The sequence below is a fragment of the Sphingobacterium sp. SRCM116780 genome (genome assembly GCF_021442025.1).
GTDB lineage: Bacteria > Bacteroidota > Bacteroidia > Sphingobacteriales > Sphingobacteriaceae > Sphingobacterium.
This window is the reverse complement of sequence record NZ_CP090446.1, coordinates 1097990-1118918: the sequence shown is the minus strand read 5'-3', so window position 1 is coordinate 1118918 and position 20929 is coordinate 1097990. Positions and strand designations below refer to the sequence as shown.

17 protein-coding genes are annotated in these 20929 nt (G+C 34.5%); 7 read left to right on the top strand and 10 right to left on the bottom strand.

What is annotated here, in order from left to right; all coding sequences use genetic code 11:
• Positions 1–301: 301 nt before the first annotated feature.
• The 4 genes from LZQ00_RS04870 to LZQ00_RS04855 form a co-directional block, all read right to left on the bottom strand.
• Entirely contained in the window at positions 302–832 is a 531-nt protein-coding gene (locus LZQ00_RS04870; protein ID WP_234512416.1) for an adenine phosphoribosyltransferase, read from the bottom strand.
• 3 nt (positions 833–835) lie between these two features.
• Complete coding sequence (locus tag LZQ00_RS04865; protein WP_234512414.1) at positions 836–1765, bottom strand: helix-hairpin-helix domain-containing protein; 930 nt, start codon at positions 1763–1765, stop codon at positions 836–838.
• A 101-nt stretch (positions 1766–1866) separates the two neighbouring features.
• Positions 1867–3168, bottom strand: coding sequence for an efflux RND transporter periplasmic adaptor subunit (locus tag LZQ00_RS04860; protein WP_234512412.1), 1302 nt, complete (start codon positions 3166–3168; stop codon positions 1867–1869).
• A gap of 19 nt (positions 3169–3187) precedes the next feature.
• Positions 3188–4555 carry a TolC family protein gene (locus tag LZQ00_RS04855; RefSeq protein WP_234512410.1) on the bottom strand — a complete coding sequence of 456 codons (1368 nt, stop codon included), beginning with the start codon at positions 4553–4555 and terminating at the stop codon, positions 3188–3190.
• Between the two features lie 43 nt (positions 4556–4598).
• Between LZQ00_RS04855 and LZQ00_RS04850 the strand changes: the two genes are divergently transcribed.
• A complete protein-coding gene (locus LZQ00_RS04850) occupies positions 4599–5207 on the top strand; it encodes a polysaccharide deacetylase family protein (RefSeq protein WP_234512409.1) in 609 nt (202 codons plus the stop codon).
• Between the two features lie 7 nt (positions 5208–5214).
• On the opposite strand, the gene LZQ00_RS04845 is transcribed toward LZQ00_RS04850, so the two are convergent.
• From LZQ00_RS04845 to LZQ00_RS04830, 4 genes are all read right to left on the bottom strand, one after another.
• Positions 5215–6057, bottom strand: coding sequence for a DUF4249 domain-containing protein (locus tag LZQ00_RS04845; protein ID WP_234512407.1), 843 nt, complete (start codon positions 6055–6057; stop codon positions 5215–5217).
• Between the two features lie 39 nt (positions 6058–6096).
• Entirely contained in the window at positions 6097–8433 is a 2337-nt protein-coding gene (locus LZQ00_RS04840; RefSeq protein WP_234512405.1) for a TonB-dependent receptor, read from the bottom strand.
• A gap of 152 nt (positions 8434–8585) precedes the next feature.
• Positions 8586–9413: an alpha/beta hydrolase gene (locus LZQ00_RS04835; protein WP_234512403.1), complete on the bottom strand. Its 828-nt coding sequence runs from the start codon at positions 9411–9413 to the stop codon at positions 8586–8588.
• An 8-nt stretch (positions 9414–9421) separates the two neighbouring features.
• Positions 9422–10306, bottom strand: coding sequence for a hypothetical protein (locus LZQ00_RS04830; RefSeq protein ID WP_234512401.1), 885 nt, complete (start codon positions 10304–10306; stop codon positions 9422–9424).
• Between the two features lie 59 nt (positions 10307–10365).
• Here LZQ00_RS04830 and LZQ00_RS04825 point away from each other — a divergent pair, with 59 nt between their 5' ends.
• The 5 genes from LZQ00_RS04825 to LZQ00_RS04805 all read left to right on the top strand — a co-directional run bounded on the left by LZQ00_RS04825 (position 10366) and on the right by LZQ00_RS04805 (position 15076).
• The gene (locus LZQ00_RS04825; protein ID WP_234512399.1) at positions 10366–11283 is read left to right on the top strand and encodes a DUF4377 domain-containing protein; all 918 of its coding nucleotides are present in this window, start codon (positions 10366–10368) and stop codon (positions 11281–11283) included.
• 329 nt (positions 11284–11612) lie between these two features.
• A complete protein-coding gene (locus LZQ00_RS04820; RefSeq protein ID WP_234512397.1) occupies positions 11613–12071 on the top strand; it encodes a MaoC family dehydratase in 459 nt (152 codons plus the stop codon).
• Between the two features lie 148 nt (positions 12072–12219).
• Positions 12220–12519 (top strand): hypothetical protein, encoded by a 300-nt coding sequence (locus LZQ00_RS04815; protein WP_234512395.1) that lies wholly within the window; start codon positions 12220–12222, stop codon positions 12517–12519.
• A 188-nt stretch (positions 12520–12707) separates the two neighbouring features.
• Positions 12708–13277 carry a TPM domain-containing protein gene (locus tag LZQ00_RS04810; RefSeq protein WP_234512393.1) on the top strand — a complete coding sequence of 190 codons (570 nt, stop codon included), beginning with the start codon at positions 12708–12710 and terminating at the stop codon, positions 13275–13277.
• A 173-nt stretch (positions 13278–13450) separates the two neighbouring features.
• A complete protein-coding gene (locus tag LZQ00_RS04805; RefSeq protein ID WP_234512391.1) occupies positions 13451–15076 on the top strand; it encodes an ABC-F family ATP-binding cassette domain-containing protein in 1626 nt (541 codons plus the stop codon).
• Between the two features lie 74 nt (positions 15077–15150).
• Here the strand turns inward: LZQ00_RS04805 and LZQ00_RS04800 are convergent, their stop codons facing one another.
• A complete protein-coding gene (locus tag LZQ00_RS04800) occupies positions 15151–16746 on the bottom strand; it encodes a discoidin domain-containing protein (protein ID WP_234512389.1) in 1596 nt (531 codons plus the stop codon).
• Positions 16747–17397: 651 nt separating this feature from the next.
• Between LZQ00_RS04800 and LZQ00_RS04795 the strand changes: the two genes are divergently transcribed.
• Positions 17398–20286 (top strand): TonB-dependent receptor, encoded by a 2889-nt coding sequence (locus tag LZQ00_RS04795; RefSeq protein WP_234512388.1) that lies wholly within the window; start codon positions 17398–17400, stop codon positions 20284–20286.
• 75 nt (positions 20287–20361) lie between these two features.
• Here LZQ00_RS04795 and LZQ00_RS04790 read toward each other — a convergent pair whose 3' ends face one another.
• Positions 20362–20820: a hypothetical protein gene (locus tag LZQ00_RS04790; protein ID WP_234512386.1), complete on the bottom strand. Its 459-nt coding sequence runs from the start codon at positions 20818–20820 to the stop codon at positions 20362–20364.
• Positions 20821–20929: the final 109 nt, after the last annotated feature.

Below are 20929 nucleotides of genomic sequence, written 5' to 3'. Positions count from 1 at the left end.
TTATAATTAAGTTATATTGTAGTATAAAATGCTATAGTACAATTTTCCACTTTGTTGTAACAATTATCTTGCAAGAATTGTTTTTTATATTGAATAAAAATCCTTACTTCAAATATATAGACAATTAATTAGGACATAACGCTTCATCTGATCCCCATTTAAGCAATATCACGTTATATATCTGTTAATTTTGGAAACTTTAACATGGAGTAAATAGGAGATGATTATATTCGTCTATTAATTAGTACAATTATTTAATTCTACATCAATATTTACCAAACGTATACTTGTTAAAAGTAAATTATTGATAATGCGCTAATGAAAAAATAGCAGGGCTAAATCTGGTTAACCTCCCCTGGCTATGTAAAAAATCTAAACTGATGACAAAACAGTAACCAGCGACTTGCCCCCCTAATTTTTCGATCAATTTACTTGCCGCAACGACAGTACCACCTGTAGCCAATAAATCATCGTGAATCAAAATTTTGCTGCCTTTTATAAAGGCATCTTCATGCATTTCTATCGTGGCTTGTCCGTATTCCAAAGCATAGGATTCTGAAATGGTATGAAAAGGCAGTTTTCCTTGCTTACGGATTGGAATAAAAGGTATCTGTAAGCGATTGGCCAACATCATTCCAAATAAGAAACCTCTGCTTTCAATTCCTGCTATTGCGTCCAAGTCCCAATCTTTTACGGCTTCTACGAATGCATCGACCATTTCCGTACAAAGCGTTGCATCTTGTAATAAGGGGGTAATATCTTTAAAGACAATTCCAGGTTTTGGAAAATCGTGTACATCACGAATAACACGTTTTAATTTTTCTTCGAGCATCTTTTAAAATGTTAAATATGCAGCAAGTTTGCGCAATAGGTCATCATCCACCAAGGCAACTTTACTTAAATCGTCTAAATTACGATAATTTCCGTGTTGAAGACGATAATTTACGATAGCTATCGCTTGTTTATCACTAATATATGGATGTTTAGCTAAGGATTTACTATCTATTTCATTGATCTGGAGCTTAGAAATTGGAGGATTAGCACTGATTTTTAAATATGGAAGGATACTTTCAAATGTTTCCGGAGGCAGTCCATAAATTTCCTTTATTTGTTCTACACGTATGTAACCTCCTAAAGATTCCCGATACTTAACGATTCGTCTTGCATAAGAAGAACCTATACCTTTTAACTTGATAAAGGCTGTTGTATCGCCGGTATTAATATCAACAATCGTTTGTACAAATTTATTGTTTTGAAATTTCGTGTTTTGATTCGGCAAACCACCCTCCTGCTTGTTATCTGATGGATCACTACTTTCAATCTCAATAAAGCTTTCTAAACGTTTATATTGTATTGTCGAAATCGAATAAATTTTGGATAGATCTTCCTTTTTATAAAACCGTCCACCTTTGTTTCTATAATTATTGATTACCTTAATTTGCTTTTCCGTAAATCCTAAACCTAGCCATCCTGCATCATCTAAGGTATTGGGATCAAATCGAAATGTAGGACTTATTGGCTCCAGATGATGAGCAGGTGCTTGACTTCGATCTGAAGTAAACCCTTGTTTTTTAGTTTTTTCAAAAGTGATTGTATCGCTGTCTTTTTGTTCAAAAGCTTGAATTTTGTATGCATCGAAATCAGTAGGATTAAATATATTTAAAATATAAGGAAAACTGAATAGCAACAAAATCAGAATAAACAACACAAAGAGGCCATTCTGTTCAGCTCTAGAAAAATTAAAATATTTAAAAAATTCGCGCATCACAATAATTTTTTTGTATTTAAATGACTAAAATTTTTGTTTATAACACAAAAGGCTTTGAAAATCAAAGCCTTTTGTGTTATAAACATCCAATACTTTATCTATAAAGTATTCTTATCGACTTTTTCTACTTTACTATTATCTTTCAGTGTTTTAGAGATAGCATCAAATGGTCTAGAAACAACCTCATCTCCTTTTTTCAGTCCTGATGAAATGATGATATTTTTATCATCCTGAATACCCGTTTTCACAACTGTTTGTTTCACAACGCCATCTTTAAGTACAAAGACATATTCTTTCAAGCTATCTGTACTTAAACTATCTGCTCCTGTACCATTTCTTATCGTTACCGATTGTATTGGAATGGCTAACCCTTTCTGATGTTGAGTAAATATTTGAACTGTCGCAGACAAACCTGGTTTAAAAGGAGAAACACGATTCTCTTTTAATAAGTCTGCATAGGAATCAATTTGAATACGCACTTTCACATTAAAGTTGGTTACCTGTTCTGTCGAAGAAGTACCTGTGGTCGTTGCTATATTTTTGGATGAAGAAGCAATTTCAGTTACAATTCCTTTAAATTTACGATCCTGATAAGCATCAACTTCAATTTCAGCTTCATTACCTACACGCACACGATTAATATCATTTTCATTCACATCGACATTCACTTCCATAGCATCCAAATTAGCGATGCGCATAATTTCAGTTCCGGCCATCTGAGCCGTTCCTACTACACGTTCTCCTAATTCAATAGAAAGTAAAGAAACAACACCATCACTTGGTGAATAAATCGTAGTACGATCGAGATTATCTTTTGCTTCTTTTACGGTCGCTTGCGACTGGTCAATACCAAATTTAGTAGAAAGGACATTCTGTTTTTGTGCTTCAATAGCAGCTAAAGCAGAATTATATTCAGATGAACTCTTATCCATCTCAGCAGCTGAGATCACTCTTTTGTTAAACAGTTCTAGATTTCTCTTATATGTCGCTTGAACATTACTAAAATTCGCTTGTTGTTGTTTCAACTGTTGTTGCGCAGCTGCCAAATTTGCTTTTTGAGAATTGAGTGTAGCAATTGAACGTTCGTATCCAGATTGCAAAATATCTGGTTTAATACGACATAAAACTTGGCCTTTTTTAACAATATCTCCCTCTTTAATATTTAATTCAACAACCTCTCCTGATACCTCGGAACTTAATTTCACTTCAAACTCGGGTTGAATCTTTCCACTCGCAGAAACCAGTTCATTGATATTCATTTCTTTCACAGGATCCACCGCAACTTTTACAACATCCCCTTTTCCGAACCATCCCAATTTACTGCCCACTAAAACCAATACTAAAATAACAACTGCAACTATTAATATGATTTTTGGTAATTTACTTTTCTTTTTAGCCATTTCAGATTTTCATTAAAGGTTAATTGACATCAAATTTAATAGGATTTCCAATATAATAGTCAATAATTTTATCTTTAAAGATCATATTATATTTTGCTTGAATCAAATCAAATTCTGCTTTATTTCTATTTGTTTGTGCTGTGAATAATTCAATACCATTCGCCATACCGATGTCATAACGTTCTTTGATAACTTGAAAAGCATCTGTAGAACTCTTAAAAGCGGATATACTCGATTGGTAACGCTGTGTTGCAGCAGAAAGGTCTAGTACCGCCTGATTAACGGTTTTATTTAAATTTGTCGCTAAGAACTGCTCATTGGTTTCAGCCAATTGTAAGTTAATTTTAGCTTTCGACACATTTATTTTATTGCGGTTATTATTCAGAATAGGTACAGACAAGGTAATGTTAGACCCAAACGATTTATTCTGATTCAATTGATCTCCAAAGGGCATATATGCTCCCGTCAAATAATCCTTTCCTTCAGAAGAATAATTCGTTCCATAACTTACACCAACCGAGACCGTAGGATAATACCCTCCTTTGGCTATATCTATTTGTTTTAACGCGACTTCTTTATCCACCTGCGCCTTCTTCACTTCGGGATTGAAACTCTTTGCTTTTTCAAAAACTTCCGTAGCAGCATAGTTATGTAAAGCATTATCGACAGATTCAATCTGAGGTTTAACCAACTGCAAATCTGATTGAGGAGATAACTCCATCAATTGCTTCAACGCTAATAATGACGATTCATAAGCATTCCGAGCATTCACCAAATTTAATTCATCTGTTGCCACTTGATTTTTGGACTGGGACAAATCAGCTAGTGTTTTATTGCCCACCTCAAACTGTATAGAATCGGTTTTGACCTGTTCTTTGGATAGCAAAATTTGCTGCTGACTAGCGATCATTAATTCGTTGTTCGTGATTGCTTCTAAATAATTCACCAATACCGACAAGGTCAAATCATATTTTATTTTCTCAATTTGGGTCGCAGATGATTCCAATAATAATTTATTTGCCTTAATCTGATTAATCTTTTGGAATCCTTGAAAAATAGTTACGTTGGAAGCTAAACTAGCTCCTGATGCCGTTGTCCATTTATTTCCTGTGATCAACGTCCCAGAAACCTGGTCAAACGCAAGTCCATTATTAAATCTTTGACTGGCATTAAGATGTAAATCTGGATACAGATTTGATTTTGCTTGATACACATCTTGTGCGGCAAGATCCTTATTTAGTACTGCCTGCTTAACTTGTAAATTTTTCTCTAAGGTGATCCGAATTGCATCCTCAACTGTTACCTGCTGTCCAAAGCTAACATACCCCATCACCGAGAACACAATGGTCATAAAAGCCATTTTTTTATAATTTTTTCTATCGTCCATAGTAAGAACTGTATAGTTTTAATATTTTTGCTAAAAATAAAGTATGTATTTTGTTAAAGCGCCCTTCTTTCTTAAAATGTTTTATTCTAAATCTATTTGGAATAAAACAAGAAAAGAAAATAAAATATACCTAACATTTGACGATGGGCCTATTCCAGAATTAACTTCTTTTATTTTAGACACCTTACAACATTTTAATATCAAGGCTACTTTCTTTTGCGTAGGTGAAAATATTAAAAAAAATCCACATTTATTCGAAAGAATTTTACTTGAAGGACATCAAGTAGGAAATCATACCTACAGCCATTTGAAAGGATGGGAAACAAACGATGATGTTTATTTAGAAAATGTGCAAAGATGTCAAGAATTAACAAAAAGCAATCTTTTCAGACCTCCATACGGAAGAGCTAAAAAATCACAGTTAAAAAAATTGTATTCCCGCTATCAAATTATTATGTGGGACGTCCTAACAGGTGATTTTGATCTTCAGCTAACACCAGAAAAATGCTTAGAAAATGCAATTAAAAATACCGAAAATGGTTCCATTATTGTTTTTCACGATAATATAAAAGCCGTTCCCCGCGTTCAATATGCATTGCCTAAAACCATTCAATATCTTTTAGATAAAAACTATCGCTTTGAAGTTTTATAGTAACCGATTATTTCTCAATAAGCTCTAAATCATAATAACGTGCACTACTCACGCTAAAATAGCCTAATGCGCCATTTGAAATATTCGAAATTGGGTTTGCAGGAGCTGCCGAACCTGGATTTTGTTCTTTAATATTTGACCAATATGTATAGACCTCTTTAGCAATACATTGTCTTAGCACTTTTATTGTATCTCCAATTTTTAAATCATTATCCTCATTTGTGATTTCATGCTCTACTTCTAGTCCATTGTTAAATTTATCGCTAAACACATCACTAAACTTAAAATCGCCATCGTTCACTTTTAATTTATATTTGTAGTAGTTCTCCTTATTTACAGGATCTAAAAAACCCATGGAAACATATAAATACTCGTCGTTGAATATTTTTTTCCGAACTAATCCAATCGAATCAACAGTGACATAATGGGGCATTGTACAATTGGCCTCAAAGGTATTTCCATCCTTCGTTTGAACAAATAAGGAATAAGATTCTCCTTCATTTAACGTCATTCTAGCAATATTATAATCCCCATTTCCAGCATCCACAAACTTATATTCTCTTCCTGTTGTTTGGTTTTTCACCAACACATCAGCTCCTAACACGGGATTGTTTGTCGAATTCGCTGAAAAATCAACAGCACGATGAATACGGATTGTTTGTGCATTATCTGCGTTATGTAGATCCCCTACGATCACATATTTTCCTTCCACAGAATCCAAATTAAGGTCAATTTTATCTTCACATGAAAATAATAACAACACATTTAGCAGCACAATATAGTTAAGAATAGCTTTCATTTTCATCAACATATTATTTTTAAAGGTGATGAAACGATCAAGAGTATTCATTTCTGTTTATGAACGGTAATACACATGATCGTTTCATTATTAAAATTTAAAGTTCCAAGTTACAGAAGGGATGATTCCAAACAAAGCCACTCGATAAGCTTCGGTGATATTGGGGTTATCCTCATTTTCTCTAAAGTCAATTAAATAAGCATTTTTTCGGTTATAGGCATTATACAATCCAAATGACCAAGACGAAGAGTATTTCTTATTTTCCTTAACTCCAGGATCGTAAGTTGCAGATAGGTCCAATCGATGATAATTCGGCATACGGTAACTGTTACGATCGGTATAATAGAATAATGTCTTGCCATCAACTTGATATTTTCCCGAAGGAAAGGTAACAGCATCTCCTGTATAATAAACAAATGTAGACCCTAATGTCCATTTCTCCGTCAATTTATACATCGCAACCAAGGCAACATTATGCGTCTTATCCTGTCTGGCGTTAAACCAAGCTCCAGCATTGATCTGATCAAACTGACGTTCACTTTTAGATAAGGTATAACTCAACCATCCTGTCAACTTTCCTCTATTTTTCTTGAAAAACCATTCTATTCCATATGCTCGACCTTTTCCAAATAAAAGTTCCCCATCCAATAGCTCATTGGCTTGCAGATCAGCACCATTTTTAAAATCAATTTGATTTTGTAGATTTTTATAATAGGCCTCTACTGAAGCTTCGTATTTGGCATTTTCAAAATTTTGAAAATATCCCAAGGACACTTGATTGGCCAGCTGTGGTTTTATATTATTTGAACTCAAAACAAATTGATCAGTTGGTAGGCTTGAAGTTGTATTCGTCAGTTGATGCAGGTTCTGCGAGTTCCGATTGAAGGAAGCTTTTATACTTTGATTTTCATTGAACATATAATTTAATGAAATACGGGGCTCTAGTGTCAGATAGTTTTGAATAAGTTCGTTTTTCTCATATATATTTTTTTCTAACACATTTCCTTCCTTGTCAAAACTGTAGATTGTTCCAGGACCTAACATACTATAATTGTTGAGTCGTATCCCATATAAGGCTTTGAACTTATCCGAAATTGTCCACTCATCAGATGCATAAATCGCCGTTTCTAATCCTTTTCTCGGTTCAATTTCAATGGTATTGACTTGAGCCCCCTCTCCTCCATAAAGACTTGCAGGGCGGATTGTCTGAACAGATGTCTGAAGTCCAAAACGGATTTGGTGATCATTATTCGGATAATATTGAAAATCTTGTTTCAGATTGAAATTCTTAATTTTAGAAATTATCTTAAAATTTGAATCATCTTCCACATTCACATTGTAATTAAAATCACTAAAGATGAATGTTGTATTACTAAATAATTTGTTATTCCAAACATGATTCCAACGAATGGTACCTGTTGTATTTCCCCAATTAAAATCAAAAAGGTCAGCATACGCCATAGCATCTTTACCAAAATAACCAGATAAGAATAAAGAATTTTTATCGTCAAATCGGTAATTAAGCTTCGCATTCAAATCATAGAAGAACAATTTGCTTTTATTGACATCATCATCTTTTGATAATTTTAAAAATAAGTCTGCATACGTGCGGCGTCCACTAATCATAAACGATCCTTTATCTTTCACGATAGGTCCTTCAACTTTTAGCCTAGAAGCTATTAAACCAATTCCACCTTCTACACCAAACTTTTTATTATTACCATCAATCATACTGATATCCATAACCGAAGACACTTTTCCTCCAAAATAAGCAGGCATACCTCCCTTATAAAAATTCACGTCTTTAATGGCATCAGAATTAAATGTTGAGAAAAAACCAAAAAGATGCGAGGCATTATAGACCGCAGCTTCGTCCAGTAAGATTAAGTTCTGATCACCTCCTCCTCCACGAACATAAAAAGAACTACTTCCTTCTCCTCCACTAGTAACTCCAGGTAATAATTGAATTGTTTTTAGCACATCCTGCTCTCCAAAAACAACCGGTATATTTTTGATATCTTTTACTTCTAACTTCACTAACCCAGTCTGCACACCAGAAACATTTCCAATCTTTCTTCTTCCAGAAACGACAACTTCTTCCAACTTTTTACCTTCAGGATTCATATCGATATTCAATACGCTATCCCGCTGTATGACCAGCTCGAAAGTACGATCTTCAAAACCCACATAGGATATAGTAATCGATTGATTTCCTGCAGGTAATTGAATGGAATAAAAACCGTAATTATTGGTTCTTGTAATTTGAGTTGCATCTGCCCCACGGATAACTGCTCCAATTAACGTCTCCCCATTGGCAGCGTTCTTCACATATCCAGAATATTGAAATTTACTTTGCGCAGTACTTTGATAGGAAATAAAAAGAAAACAAAATAGTATGGGTAAAATTGACTTCAATGAGTGTAGCATTTTTTAAATTTAGTGATTTTCTCAAAGATAAAAAAAGCCTTGTGGTTAGCAAGGCTTTGTATAGTTAAGTTTATAATAAATTAATAAAGATTTCGATCGTACAAAGTTATATCATTTATTCAAAACAGCCAATTATTTATTCTATTTTTTCTCTACTGTTTTTTGTTAAAAAAATCATGAAAAAAAGCCATTTGGTAAACAATTGATTTAGACCAGTATTCCCAATTATGTGCTCCTGCACGGGTAATAAAAGTATGTGGGATGTTAGCATAGTCCAATTTATCATGAAATGCCATATTCACTTTATAAAAGAAATCTTCTCTTCCACAATCAATAATCAATGCCAGTTTATTCGGTTCCAGTAAATTAATCATATTGATTACTGATTTACTTTCCCATTCTTGCGGATGAGCCGCATACGAACCAATTCTATTTTTGATATTCCAATTCATTGGAAAAGGTCGAATATCAAGCCCTCCTGAAGTACTGCCAGCAGCCCCATATACATCTTGATGTTTGAAAGCCAGTGATAGCGCTCCATGTCCCCCCATACTTAGTCCCGATATGGCACGTGCAGACCGATCATTTTTTGTCGCATAATGTGCATCTATATACGTTGGTAATTCTTCACTCACAAAGGTTTCATATTGATAATTTTGGTCTCCTTTTACATCCCAGTACCAACTATCAAAACCCCCATCTGGACAAACAACGATGTAATGATAAAAATCTACCAATTTCTTTATCTCATCAACATTATTCACCCAATTATCATATCTTCCACTATAACCATGTAATAAATACAAAACGGGATACTGCTGTTCCTTATCATATTTTTCAGGAAGGATAATCACATTCTTAATGCCTTTGTTCATCGTTTTACTGTTGATCGTTAAGGTATCAACTGTTGCCGCATAACTACTTGTCAATAAGAAGATATAAGCAAAACTCATTAACCAATATTTGAAGTTACTTTTCATACTTATTATTACTGTTTTTCAAAAAAATAAAGATAAGATTTTAGTCCAAACGGGGATTCACTTATGGTATAAAAACCTGTTCCATCTCGATCAAAAGTAATTGCCTCTCCCTGAGGTTCAGGATCATAAGGAATTACAGTTGTTTTTTTTGCTAATGTTTGGAGCACCGATTCATTCGGATTTCTTTCCCAATAGAAAATCGCTGTCAAGTTTTTAATGATGATGGCATTTCCTGAAGGACTAATGTCTGCAGCAGTCGCAAAAGTAAAGGGTAACTTTTGGGTTGGTACAAGTGTAACGTAATTGTTTTTCAACGGGTTGAAATCAGAAGTCTTATAGACGATGGATTGAAAATCTCTTTTTGAAATGATATACAATTGCTGGTCTATAGGATCGACAAACAAAGCTTCTGCGTCCCTAGAGCCATCCTTATATTTTAAAGTGATTGTCCTAATCTGTTCTTGTGCAATATGAATGGTGGAAGCATCTCCCTCTTTATATTCTGGTTCAGGGAAAATATAAAGCTTAACATTTCTTCGAACAGCTAGATTATCGCCTATATCTGCCAAAATCAAAAAAGATTTTTTATCGATCTCTATCCTAGCGATATCTTCACAATCAACGACTTTAACAGCATCCAATTCATACGTACAGCGTAATCTACATTTCTTATCAATCAAAAAAATGCGCGCACGATCTCCACTATCGTTATGAACCCAAAAATAGGATGCTTGCTTGGCATTAAGGATTCCTGAGAGCTCATCCAATTCTTTATTTTCAATTGCTCCCAATGCCTTTTGTGATTTAAAGATAGGCTTATTATCTTGTGCGTATCCAACATGGAATAGTGCGAATAAAAAAGAAAAAACAATAATTCTATTCAAAAAATTCATACGTTAAAAATACAATATTTTTTAATGGCACAACGTTTTACTTAATAATATAAAAGTATATGATCAAATTTTCAACCCTATTCTTACTTTCTTTATCAACAATAAGTTTCAGCTCCTCCGCACAAACAAATACTTTTACAATTGAAGTGAAAAGTGGGGTTCCACAACAGAAAGCATTACAGGTAAAATATTCTAACAGTGCACATTGGGAACCATTTTATGCTGCAATCGATCATTTCAATTATGATCCCAATTTCAATTATGAATTGCGTGTTAAGAGAACAAAATTAGAAAATTCAGCATCTCACAAACCTAATTATCGTTATCAACTGGTGAAAACAATACAAAAATCAATCGGTAAAGAAGATCAAATGGTCCTAGAAATCAATGATAAGTTGGTCGATTGTACTGGGGTTGGCAACATGAAATGTTTGCAAGTAAAATACAATTCAAAAGGTAATTGGGAATATTTTCATGATGGAATTAAAGATTTTGATTATCAAGAAGGCTATACCTACAAAATAATTGTGAATCGCAAAAAGGTAGAAAATCCTCCGCAAGATGCTTCTGCTTACGTATTTGAACTTGTAAAAATAGTAGAGAAAAAAGCTTCCAAAAAAAGCGACTCTTTACCTACTGTTGCCACATTTTTATCCAAATTTAAATGGAAGCTAATCAGCCTTAACGGAAAAGAAGTTGGAAAATACAATGCCTACATTTTATTTGATGCCGATAAAGGACGCGTATCTGGAAATTCCAGTTGCAACAACTTTTTCGGTCCATTTATCATAACCAATAATAAAATCACATTTCCAAATATAGGCAGTACCATGAGAGCCTGTATGGGAGAAAATATTGAAACGGATCTCTATCAGGTACTTGAAAACAAAGACCTTAGTTATGATATCGCAGAACAAACCTTTAATTTATACATTAAAAATAAGCATGTTGCTATTTTTGGTCTATCAGAAAAATAGGAATATATAGAAGAAAAAAACGTATGCTACACAAATGTTTAAGCGTATTTAATCGTTGAAACCACTTAACTAGGTATAAATTCTTATACAATTCATATTTCCTGAATGAAGAAACAATAAGTAAATCTGTGTATCTCAAAAATAACTTGCTTATTTATATCCTATTAGCTTAAAAGGTCAATTAAATTGATTTGACTTCAATACTATCTAAAGTTAAATTTCGTTAAAGTTTTCAAACGATTTTCACATATAATCGTTATATTGATGCAACAAATTGTTGTATCAATATAATAACAAACGATTTTTTTAACCAAACACATGAAATAAGTATGATTATAATCAATAGTTATGAAGCATATAAAGCTTTTGAGGGAAAGCTTTTGGGCGTATCCGATTGGCATAAAATAGATCAAAAGCAAATCAATAGTTTTGCAGATGCAACATTAGATCATCAATGGATTCATGTCGATGAAGAAAAAGCGGTATCAGAAGGCCCATTCAAATCAACAATTGCCCACGGCTACTTGACACTTTCACTGATACCCTACCTTTGGAAACAGATTGCAGATGTTCAAAATGTGAAAATGGAAATCAATTATGGAATCGAAAATCTAAAGTTTGGTCAGGCAGTTTTAGTGAATAGTGAAGTTCAATTGCAAGCAAAAGTTAAATCGGTTACAAATTTAAGAGGTGTCATTAAAGTAATCATTGAGGCTACTTTATTTATTAAAGATGCTGCCAAACCTGCATATGTTGGGGATGTCATATTTCTTTACCATTTTAAATAAGAGGAATTACGTTGAAAATTGACGTTTTTACTTTGATATAAAAAATAAGATGCATTTCTAGCCCTGCTGATCCTTACTCACAAAAACCAATAGGATCAGCGGGGCTATTGTATGAACAAATTTAAATTTTACATTAATCATTGCAAAAATGAAACTCATTGACTTTGTTATTGGTGCATTATTAATCAATGCAATGCCTCATTTTATCTTCGGAATTACCAAAACACATTTCTTAGGACTTTTTGGTTTTAGCTCAAAAGGAAATATTTATTACGCCCTCGTTCAGTTCATATTAGGTATCGGTTTATTCTGCAATCAATATGGTTTTTCTAAATTTTTCGAAAATGGATTTATAATAGGAGGATTAACGGTTATGTTCCTCTATTTCATATTCGGAAAATTTCTTTTAAATAAATTTCAATTAAAAAATCCAGCTCATAATAAATGATATTATCATGTATGCTTTAAACATGCATGATAACATAAAAATTTTTAAGTCACTGTACAGAAGATCTGTGCAACTTGTTAAAAAGCTAAAGGAACACCGTCATTCAAGCTTAGTCCAAGGATAAAGCCTATAAGCCACAGATTGTAATACCCGGGATCGCGAATTATATAAGAAAAAAATAGTCAAGCATGAAAACATCAACACGTATATTACTTCTATTTTTAAGTTGCCTGCAACTTTCCATACTGTGTGCGCAACCAACTCCCAAAACAATAAGTATTCCACGTCCCAAAGATGATATTTTGATGCGTGTAGTTACATTTCCAGATACCGTATGGAGGTCAACGATTGATTTTGAAGCACTATTCACCGAGCGTGAAAAGCACCAACTTGACAGCTTGATGCAGGACTTTGAGAAACGCAGTCACATTCATATAGCCGTGACAACATTAGGTAGTTTTAGCACGGATGCTAAAGATTTCGAGGACTATACATTCAGACTTGCTAATGTCTGGGGTATGGAGCAAAAAAACAATAACTCCGCTATTTTTATTGCCATAAGCAAAGAATTCCGCCAAATGCGGATACACAACAGTTTGGGAATACAAAATATACTAAGCGATGAGGAGACAAGTAAAATTATACAAGGCTATTTTATTCCTGAATTTAAAAAAGGCAATTACTTTGAAGGTACACGAAATGGTTTGCTGGAATTACTTAGTTTTTTGAATAATAAACTCAATCGCTCCGGTTTCTAATGGGCATGTAAATGAAATAAATCCCAGACCAGATACGCCTGCTCTGTAGAACTTATTACGAACTATAGATAATTAAAGGTCAAAAATTAGCAAAGCCAATACATTGCCTATAAACAGGTATTACCTTTCAAAATCCACTAAAAAATATTAGAAATAAAGCGTATCTTTGCCGCATGATTAATGTGTCAAATCTTTCCCTTCGTTATGGTAAACGAGTACTATTCGAAGATGTCAATCTAAAATTCACACCTGGAAACTGTTACGGTATTATTGGTGCTAATGGAGCTGGAAAATCAACTTTCTTGAAAATTGTTTCAGGCGACATTGATCCTTCTACAGGTTCCGTTGCTTTTACCCCTGGAGATCGCATGTCCGTCTTGAGTCAAGATCACTATGCTTTTGATGAATTTACCGTATTGGAAACCGTCATGATGGGTAATAAAGAACTGTACAAAATCATGAAAGAGAAAGATGCCATCTATATGAAAGAGGATTTCTCTGATGCAGATGGTGAACGTGCAGGTGAATTAGAAAGCTTATTCGCGGAAATGGACGGTTGGAACGCGGAGTCCAATGCCGCTACCCTATTGAGTAGTTTAGGTATCAAGGAAGAGTTCCATTATAAATTAGTATCCGAAATCGATGGTAACCAAAAGGTACGTGTCTTATTGGCACAAGCATTATTTGGTAAACCTGATATTTTAATTCTTGATGAGCCTACCAATGATTTGGATATCAATACCATTGCATGGTTAGAAGATTTCTTAGCTTCTTATGAAGCAATTGTATTGGTTGTATCCCATGACCGTCACTTCTTAGATGCTGTATGTACACATACTGTAGATATTGATTTTGGTAAGATGACCATTTATACGGGTAACTATTCTTTCTGGTACGAATCTTCACAATTGGCATTAAAACAACGTACGGATCAAAACAAGAAAACAGAAGATAAAGTAAAAGAATTACAAGAATTTATCCGTCGATTCTCCGCTAATGCTTCAAAATCTAAACAAGCGACTTCTCGTAAGAAAGCTTTAGATAAAATCAACATCGATGAGATCAAACCTTCTAACCGTAAATATCCAGCGATCATGTTCAACACGATGAACAGAGAGCCAGGAGATCAAACGTTGCAAGTAGAAGGATTGGGTAAAACCGTGAACGGAGAGGTGTTCTTTAAAGACATTACATTCATGATTAATAAAGGTGATAAAATTGCTGTATTAGGACCAAATTCATTGGTTACTTCTGCATTTTACGATATCATCTCTGGTCGTGATAAAGATTACAAAGGTGATATTAAATGGGGCATTACCATCACCCCTGCTGATATGCCAATGGATAACTCACCTTTCTTTGAAGGTAGAACAGAAAACTTAGTTGATTGGTTAAGAGATTACACCACAAACCCTGAGGCTGATGAGCAATTCATCCGTGGATTCTTAGGAAAAATGTTGTTCTCTGGCGAAGAAGTATTGAAAAAATGTTCTGTGCTATCTGGAGGTGAAAAGATGCGTTGTATGTTCTCCAGAATGATGCTTCAAGGAGCAAATTTCTTAATCTTTGATGAACCAACCAACCACTTGGATTTAGAGTCTATCACGGCATTAAACAACGGTATGGTAGATTTCAAAGGTTCTATGTTGTTCACATCTCGTGACCACGAGTTAACAGAAACTGTAGCCAATCGTATTATTGAATTGACTCCTAGAGGAATCATTGATAAATTAATGACTTACGATGAATATATCAATAGTGAAGTTGTACAAGCACAACGTGCTGAAATGTACAAATAATCATTATTTTCCATTATAAAAGAATAGGCCTTGATCGTCAATGATCAAGGCCTATTCTTTTTAGTTATTTTTCACTAGTTCGAGTAGACACCGAAGTCGGCCAAATTTGAATAGAAGAAATCTCCCCAAGAGGTCGTTGACTCTATTTTTAGATAGCGTGTATTCAATGTCGAAGTGAGATCAACATTAATCCAGCTTCCCGATACTTTTATTAACTGAGCTGTTTTTACTAACGTCCAAGTCGTCCCGTTTGTACTTGAATAAATATTAATATCTTTCATCGCACCATTCAGATTATCCCTATTTCGGAAAGCTAGACCTTTTACAGCGCGAATTGCTCCCATATTAACAGAGAAATAATGTGGTTGAGGCGTTTGAACCGCAGACCACTGTGTATGCCAAATTGTACTCCTATTTTTATCCAATACATTACTTGCTGGAGCAGCACTTTCCTGGCTATCAGTTCCTATGATGGACCAACCTGTTGTCGGTAATAGATCATGAACCACTACTTTAGATAAATCGGGTACACTATTGACGAAATTATACAGATAACTGTATGTCGAACGACTTCCGTTCTCATGAAGAAAACCAATCCGAAGTTGATACTCGCTGGTCAAATCGTAAAAATCAGCCAATGGACATTCAAATCGAAAACTATCCTGTCCAATAACTTTGGTCGCCCATTGCACAGCGTCGTAATCCTGATTACCACCATAAGGGGTTCTATCATGCCAGATAACAACATCTTGTACTGGTTTAGTGGTGGTAAACTTTCCAGAAACAATGATTTTATTACTGGAGAAAGAAGAGGATAGTGAAGTAATTTCCACAGATGCAGCACTGTACCAATCACTACGAGTAACGGTACTGAATACCTGACTATTATTAAATGTTGCAGCCGTAGTCTTTGTCAGTGAAGTAGTAGAAAGTCCATAAGTAGAATTACCACTTCCCATCAAAGCGGTTCCTAAAGTAGGTTCCAACGTTTTATTCATATGATTATGACTGGCATTTAAACCATGTCCTAATTCATGGATCATACCCCCTATCCATACAGTAGCTTTCCAACCGATATCCCCACCTATTCCTAAATTTTTAGCATCTAAATTGACATAATCCAATGCATAACAAGAAGTACCTGTACCGTAAAAAGGAGGACCTCCTGGATTGGCCGGATCTGTATTATAAGTGGGGATGACAATCAAATTATGTTCGCTTTTTTTGGCTGAAGGATTTAAAGCATAATAGGCATCTACTTCCGATTTGACGGCTCCAGAACCTCCTTCATAAGGATAAGTAGCTTTACCGAAGTTTCCTGCAAGGTAAATGATGTTAATCAGTGAGTCATTGACAAGATCCAAACCAAATGATTTTCTTCCAAATCCCTCCCGATCCATATTATTTGCAAACATCGACTGTGCATCTAATAATATTCTACTGAGTCGTTTTCTGAAATTTGGAATGGAATCTACATCGTTGGGAACGAAATAAATAACGTTCAATTTATAAGGATTGTTTCGCCACTCATTGCTAAGTGTGACGGATTGATTTTGTGCAACACTGGATGTAGATCCTTCGAGATTGCTTAAATCTTGAGTAATGTCTTTACATGAAAAAATAGTCAGTAAAGCAAACCCACAGAGTAGGTAAAAACGGTTGTTTTTCATATTTGATATATAATTTGGTATTAAACCTAATTTAGAAAAGCAAAACCGTTATTAAAAAATAAATTTACAATATCAAATATTTTATTTAACGCAAACGATTGTCTAACGACTGCTATTTATTGCTTTGTAACAAAATAGTAAAAAAATGATGACAGGATTAGCATGTTAGTTAATTCGAAAAGACAATAAGAAATTAAGAATCAGCAGTTTCTCCTTATTCCGTTCAATCGTAAAAACAAATTAACCAAAACTCATAATGCTTTAATTTATTCACCAAAAGACAGAAAATAAATTTAGTCAAATGACAATTCTTATTTGTAAGAATTGCTCAGTACAATTGATTCAAATGATTAAAGATTAGAAGATCTGAGTTAGTTGCTTATCCTCTATTTTATTTCAAAAAAATAAACCACTAATCTTTACACTATTCAAATATTTCTCTTTATTAAATTAGTCAATTACATGGTTGATTAGGTATAAAGCATTTCCATATTTTCGAGTACCTATCAATTTATCAACTATCCTTATAAAAAAAACACACTGATAAACAGATAGTTAAACAAATAAATGAATCTTAATTAAAAATAAATTCTCGATTATAAAAACTAAGAAATATATTTGTCTACTAAATCGATAGATTTTATATTAAATATGAGAAAAACTTTACTAACGCTAATCGTTATAGCGATTATTGGACTGGCAAAAACCAATCAAACTTTTGCTCAGGGTTCAAACATTATTGAACTCACAGGTCATATTATTGATCAGAATACCAAAGAATCTTTACCTGGAATTACCATTACCATTCAAGGAACTGTAAATGGAACTTCCACGAATAACAACGGAGATTTTAAACTTAATACGAAAGCAAAATATCCCTTTACACTACAAGTATCAGGTGTAGGCTTTGAAACAAAAACCTACCAAGTAACTGGTCCTCAGTCTAATTTAAATCTTGCTTTATTGACACAGACTATACTTGGAAAAGAAGTTGTGGTCACGGCATCGCGAACACAAGAAAGTATCTTAAAATCACCTGTTGCTATTCAAAAATTAGATATTAGAGCCATACGAGAATCTCCTGCCCCTAGTTTCTATGATGCACTTGAGAATGTAAAAGGTGTTCAGATGACAACAGCGAGTATCACGTTCAAAATTCCCAATACAAGAGGTTTCAATATCCCCAATAACTTTAGGTTTGTTCAATTGGCAGATGGTGTTGATATGCAAGCAGCTACTCTAGGAGTCCCACTAGGTAATGCAATCGGCCCTACGGAGTTAGATATTGCCAGTATGGAGATCACTCCAGGAGCTTCCTCTGCCCTATATGGTATGAACGCGATTAATGGTATGGCAAATCTATTGACGAAAAATCCTTTTCTGTATGAAGGATTAAGCGTTTACAGCAAGAATGGACTCAATCACACGGGAGGTACGGGTCGAGCCTTAAGTAATCTAACCGAAAATGCGGTTCGATTTGCAAAATCATTTAATAATAAATTTGCATTTAAAGTCAACCTGAGTTACTTAAGGGGAACCGATTGGTTGTCCAATTCCTATCAGGATCAAAACCCAAACAATTTAAACACGGCAAATCCGAATTATCCAGAACTTTCGGGCAGTAATAATCCTGCCTATGATGGCTGGAATAATTATGGTGACGAAAATAATAATGCCGTTACGATCAATGGATTGACTTTTAATGGTAAATCAAACCAATCTATTATTGTTCGTCGAACTGGATACAAGGAGGAAGATCTCTCAAAACCCACCGTAGAGAATTTAAAATTTGATGCTGCATTCCATTACCGTTTTAATGAAAATGCAGAATTATCCTATAGCTATCGATTCGGTCAGATGGATGGCGTATTTCAACGAGGAAATAAAATTCAATTAGACAATGTTCGGGTTCAGAATCACAAATTAGAGTTGAAAGGAAATGACTATTCGATTAAAACCTATATTTCAACAGAAAATACAGGCGATTCTTATAATATCAAACCACTGGCCGATAACTTGGATCTGACACATCTATCCAATAATGCATGGAGAGATTTGTTCAAAAACACCTTACAAACACAATTAAATGAGGGAACCTCATTAACAGAAGCCCTACAAAATGCAAGAAGGTTCGCCGACAATGGTCGTGTAGAACCTGGAACAAAGGAGTTTGAAGCGTTGAAAAATACCATTACGCAAATCAACAACTGGGATCACCTAAATGCAGGTGTAGCGACAGGAACAGCAACAGGTGGTGCGCAACTCAAGCAGATGAGTCGGACGTATCATGCCAATGCACAATGGGATTTAAGCCGACACATTACTATGTTTAATCTACTTTTAGGAGCTGATGCTACCGTATATGAAGTCGTTCCTGATGGTAATAATTTTGTTGATTTTAAAAGACCTGTTGCTGAGCGCAACCAACCTTTAGCGAATGGTTCTTTTGGTGACAATGTATATTACAAGAAAGTTGGAGGTTTTGGTCAAATAACAAAATCACTATTGGATGAAAAATTAAAGCTTTTCGGATCATTACGTATCGACTACAATCCTGAATTTTCAGCGAAACTCAATCCAAGAATCGCGGCGGTGTACACATTAAACGAAAAACACAACTTACGTGCATCTTTTCAAAATGGCTATCGTTTCCCAGCTCTTTTTGAAGCCTTATCTTTTGTGAACAATGGAAATGTACGTCGTGTAGGTGGTCTCTCTTATATCAACGAAGGACTTGGTTACTTAGACAATTCGTATACCTTACAGTCGGTCAATGCTTTTAATGCTGCAGTAAATAAAGATGTCGCAGATGGATTGACGGCAAATGATGCTGCACTCAAAAACCGCGCACTTTTAGCAGCGACGGACTTAAAAGCAACAGAACCGGAAAGCATTAAATCATTTGAAATAGGTTATAAGTCTGTACTCTTTCACAATAAATTGGCCATTGACTGGGATCTGTATAGCAATGTTTATAATGGATTCTTAGGGCAAGTAGAAGTAGCGGTGCCTGCTACAGATAAAATATCTACAGATGCTTCTGTATTGGATATGTTAGCCAGCAACAGGTCAAAACAAACACGTTATCGGGTGTATACCAATGCAAAAAACAGTTATAACAATTACGGAAGTTCATTAGGTATTACCTATAATTTCAGTGGTACTTATACCGTAGCTGGTAATATTAACTACAGCAACATTACAAAAAACAAGGAGTCGGATATTTTCGTTACGGGTTTTAACACCCCAAAATGGGCTTCCAATCTGTCATTTGGAAATAGAGAAATCCTGCCAAACTTTGGCTTTAATGTGGTTTGGAAATGGCAAGATGCTTTTAACTGGGAAAGTCCACTCGTCAATGCACGTGTATCAGCCTATAATAATATTGATGCGCAAGTGAGTTACAGATTGACAAAAGCAACCATAAAAGTTGGTGGAAGTAATGTACTCAACAATCATTACATCCAATATGCTGGTGGTCCTACACTTGGTGCTTTGTATTATGCAGCCATTACGTTCGATAATATCTTAACAAAATAGCATTCCCTTTCTCTTCTATTATAAATTGGTTAATCCTCCTCATCGCCCGATGACGGAGGATTTTTAGTTTTCCAATTATTTTAAATAAAGCCCAAAATACCAAGTCCATGCAATCAAAATGAGTTGCATCGGAAGTCTTTGCGCATACAGGTAATTCATACCTGGTCCTGTATAATCAGCTTTGAAAATATTAATCATCTTTTTCGAAGAATTGACATTAGCGATAAAAACCAGCACGAAAAAAACAATCAGCAGAATAGCTGTCGTTGCACGTAAGGATGGGATCATTAGGCCAATTCCTGCAGCAATTTCCAATACCCCTGTCAAGTAGACAAAAAACAGTTTTGCAGGAATAAAATCTGGCATCATCATCACCATTCCCTTTTGGAATCTAAAGTGTGACAATCCTGTAAAAATGATAAAAACAGTCATACCTAGATTTCCTGCAAACAAAAAATCCCAATAACCATATACCAATTTTGTCCCTACTAAAGCGAGAAAAAAAGTTGTAAAAAGAAGGAGTAATAATTTCATAAGTTTTTAATTCGTTTGTCTTGATACGTCATCCGTTTCTAAATTCAAATCCCGTTCACAATCATTAACAAACAAATAGATTATTTGTTAGCAGAAAAATCTTTGTTCC

Excerpts from the sequence above, each read along its gene's own strand:
- LZQ00_RS04870 (WP_234512416.1), bottom strand. The coding sequence starts at position 832 with ATGCTCGAAGAAAAATTAAAACGTGTTATTCGTGATGTACACGATTTT.
- LZQ00_RS04865 (WP_234512414.1), bottom strand. The coding sequence starts at position 1,765 with ATGCGCGAATTTTTTAAATATTTTAATTTTTCTAGAGCTGAACAGAAT.
- LZQ00_RS04860 (WP_234512412.1), bottom strand. The coding sequence starts at position 3,168 with ATGGCTAAAAAGAAAAGTAAATTACCAAAAATCATATTAATAGTTGCA.
- LZQ00_RS04855 (WP_234512410.1), bottom strand. The coding sequence starts at position 4,555 with ATGGACGATAGAAAAAATTATAAAAAAATGGCTTTTATGACCATTGTG.
- LZQ00_RS04850 (WP_234512409.1), top strand. The coding sequence starts at position 4,599 with ATGTATTTTGTTAAAGCGCCCTTCTTTCTTAAAATGTTTTATTCTAAA.
- LZQ00_RS04845 (WP_234512407.1), bottom strand. The coding sequence starts at position 6,057 with ATGAATACTCTTGATCGTTTCATCACCTTTAAAAATAATATGTTGATG.
- LZQ00_RS04840 (WP_234512405.1), bottom strand. The coding sequence starts at position 8,433 with ATGCTACACTCATTGAAGTCAATTTTACCCATACTATTTTGTTTTCTT.
- LZQ00_RS04835 (WP_234512403.1), bottom strand. The coding sequence starts at position 9,413 with ATGAAAAGTAACTTCAAATATTGGTTAATGAGTTTTGCTTATATCTTC.
- LZQ00_RS04830 (WP_234512401.1), bottom strand. The coding sequence starts at position 10,306 with ATGAATTTTTTGAATAGAATTATTGTTTTTTCTTTTTTATTCGCACTA.
- LZQ00_RS04825 (WP_234512399.1), top strand. The coding sequence starts at position 10,366 with ATGATCAAATTTTCAACCCTATTCTTACTTTCTTTATCAACAATAAGT.
- LZQ00_RS04820 (WP_234512397.1), top strand. The coding sequence starts at position 11,613 with ATGATTATAATCAATAGTTATGAAGCATATAAAGCTTTTGAGGGAAAG.
- LZQ00_RS04815 (WP_234512395.1), top strand. The coding sequence starts at position 12,220 with ATGAAACTCATTGACTTTGTTATTGGTGCATTATTAATCAATGCAATG.
- LZQ00_RS04810 (WP_234512393.1), top strand. The coding sequence starts at position 12,708 with ATGAAAACATCAACACGTATATTACTTCTATTTTTAAGTTGCCTGCAA.
- LZQ00_RS04805 (WP_234512391.1), top strand. The coding sequence starts at position 13,451 with ATGATTAATGTGTCAAATCTTTCCCTTCGTTATGGTAAACGAGTACTA.
- LZQ00_RS04800 (WP_234512389.1), bottom strand. The coding sequence starts at position 16,746 with ATGAAAAACAACCGTTTTTACCTACTCTGTGGGTTTGCTTTACTGACT.
- LZQ00_RS04795 (WP_234512388.1), top strand. The coding sequence starts at position 17,398 with ATGAGAAAAACTTTACTAACGCTAATCGTTATAGCGATTATTGGACTG.
- LZQ00_RS04790 (WP_234512386.1), bottom strand. The coding sequence starts at position 20,820 with ATGAAATTATTACTCCTTCTTTTTACAACTTTTTTTCTCGCTTTAGTA.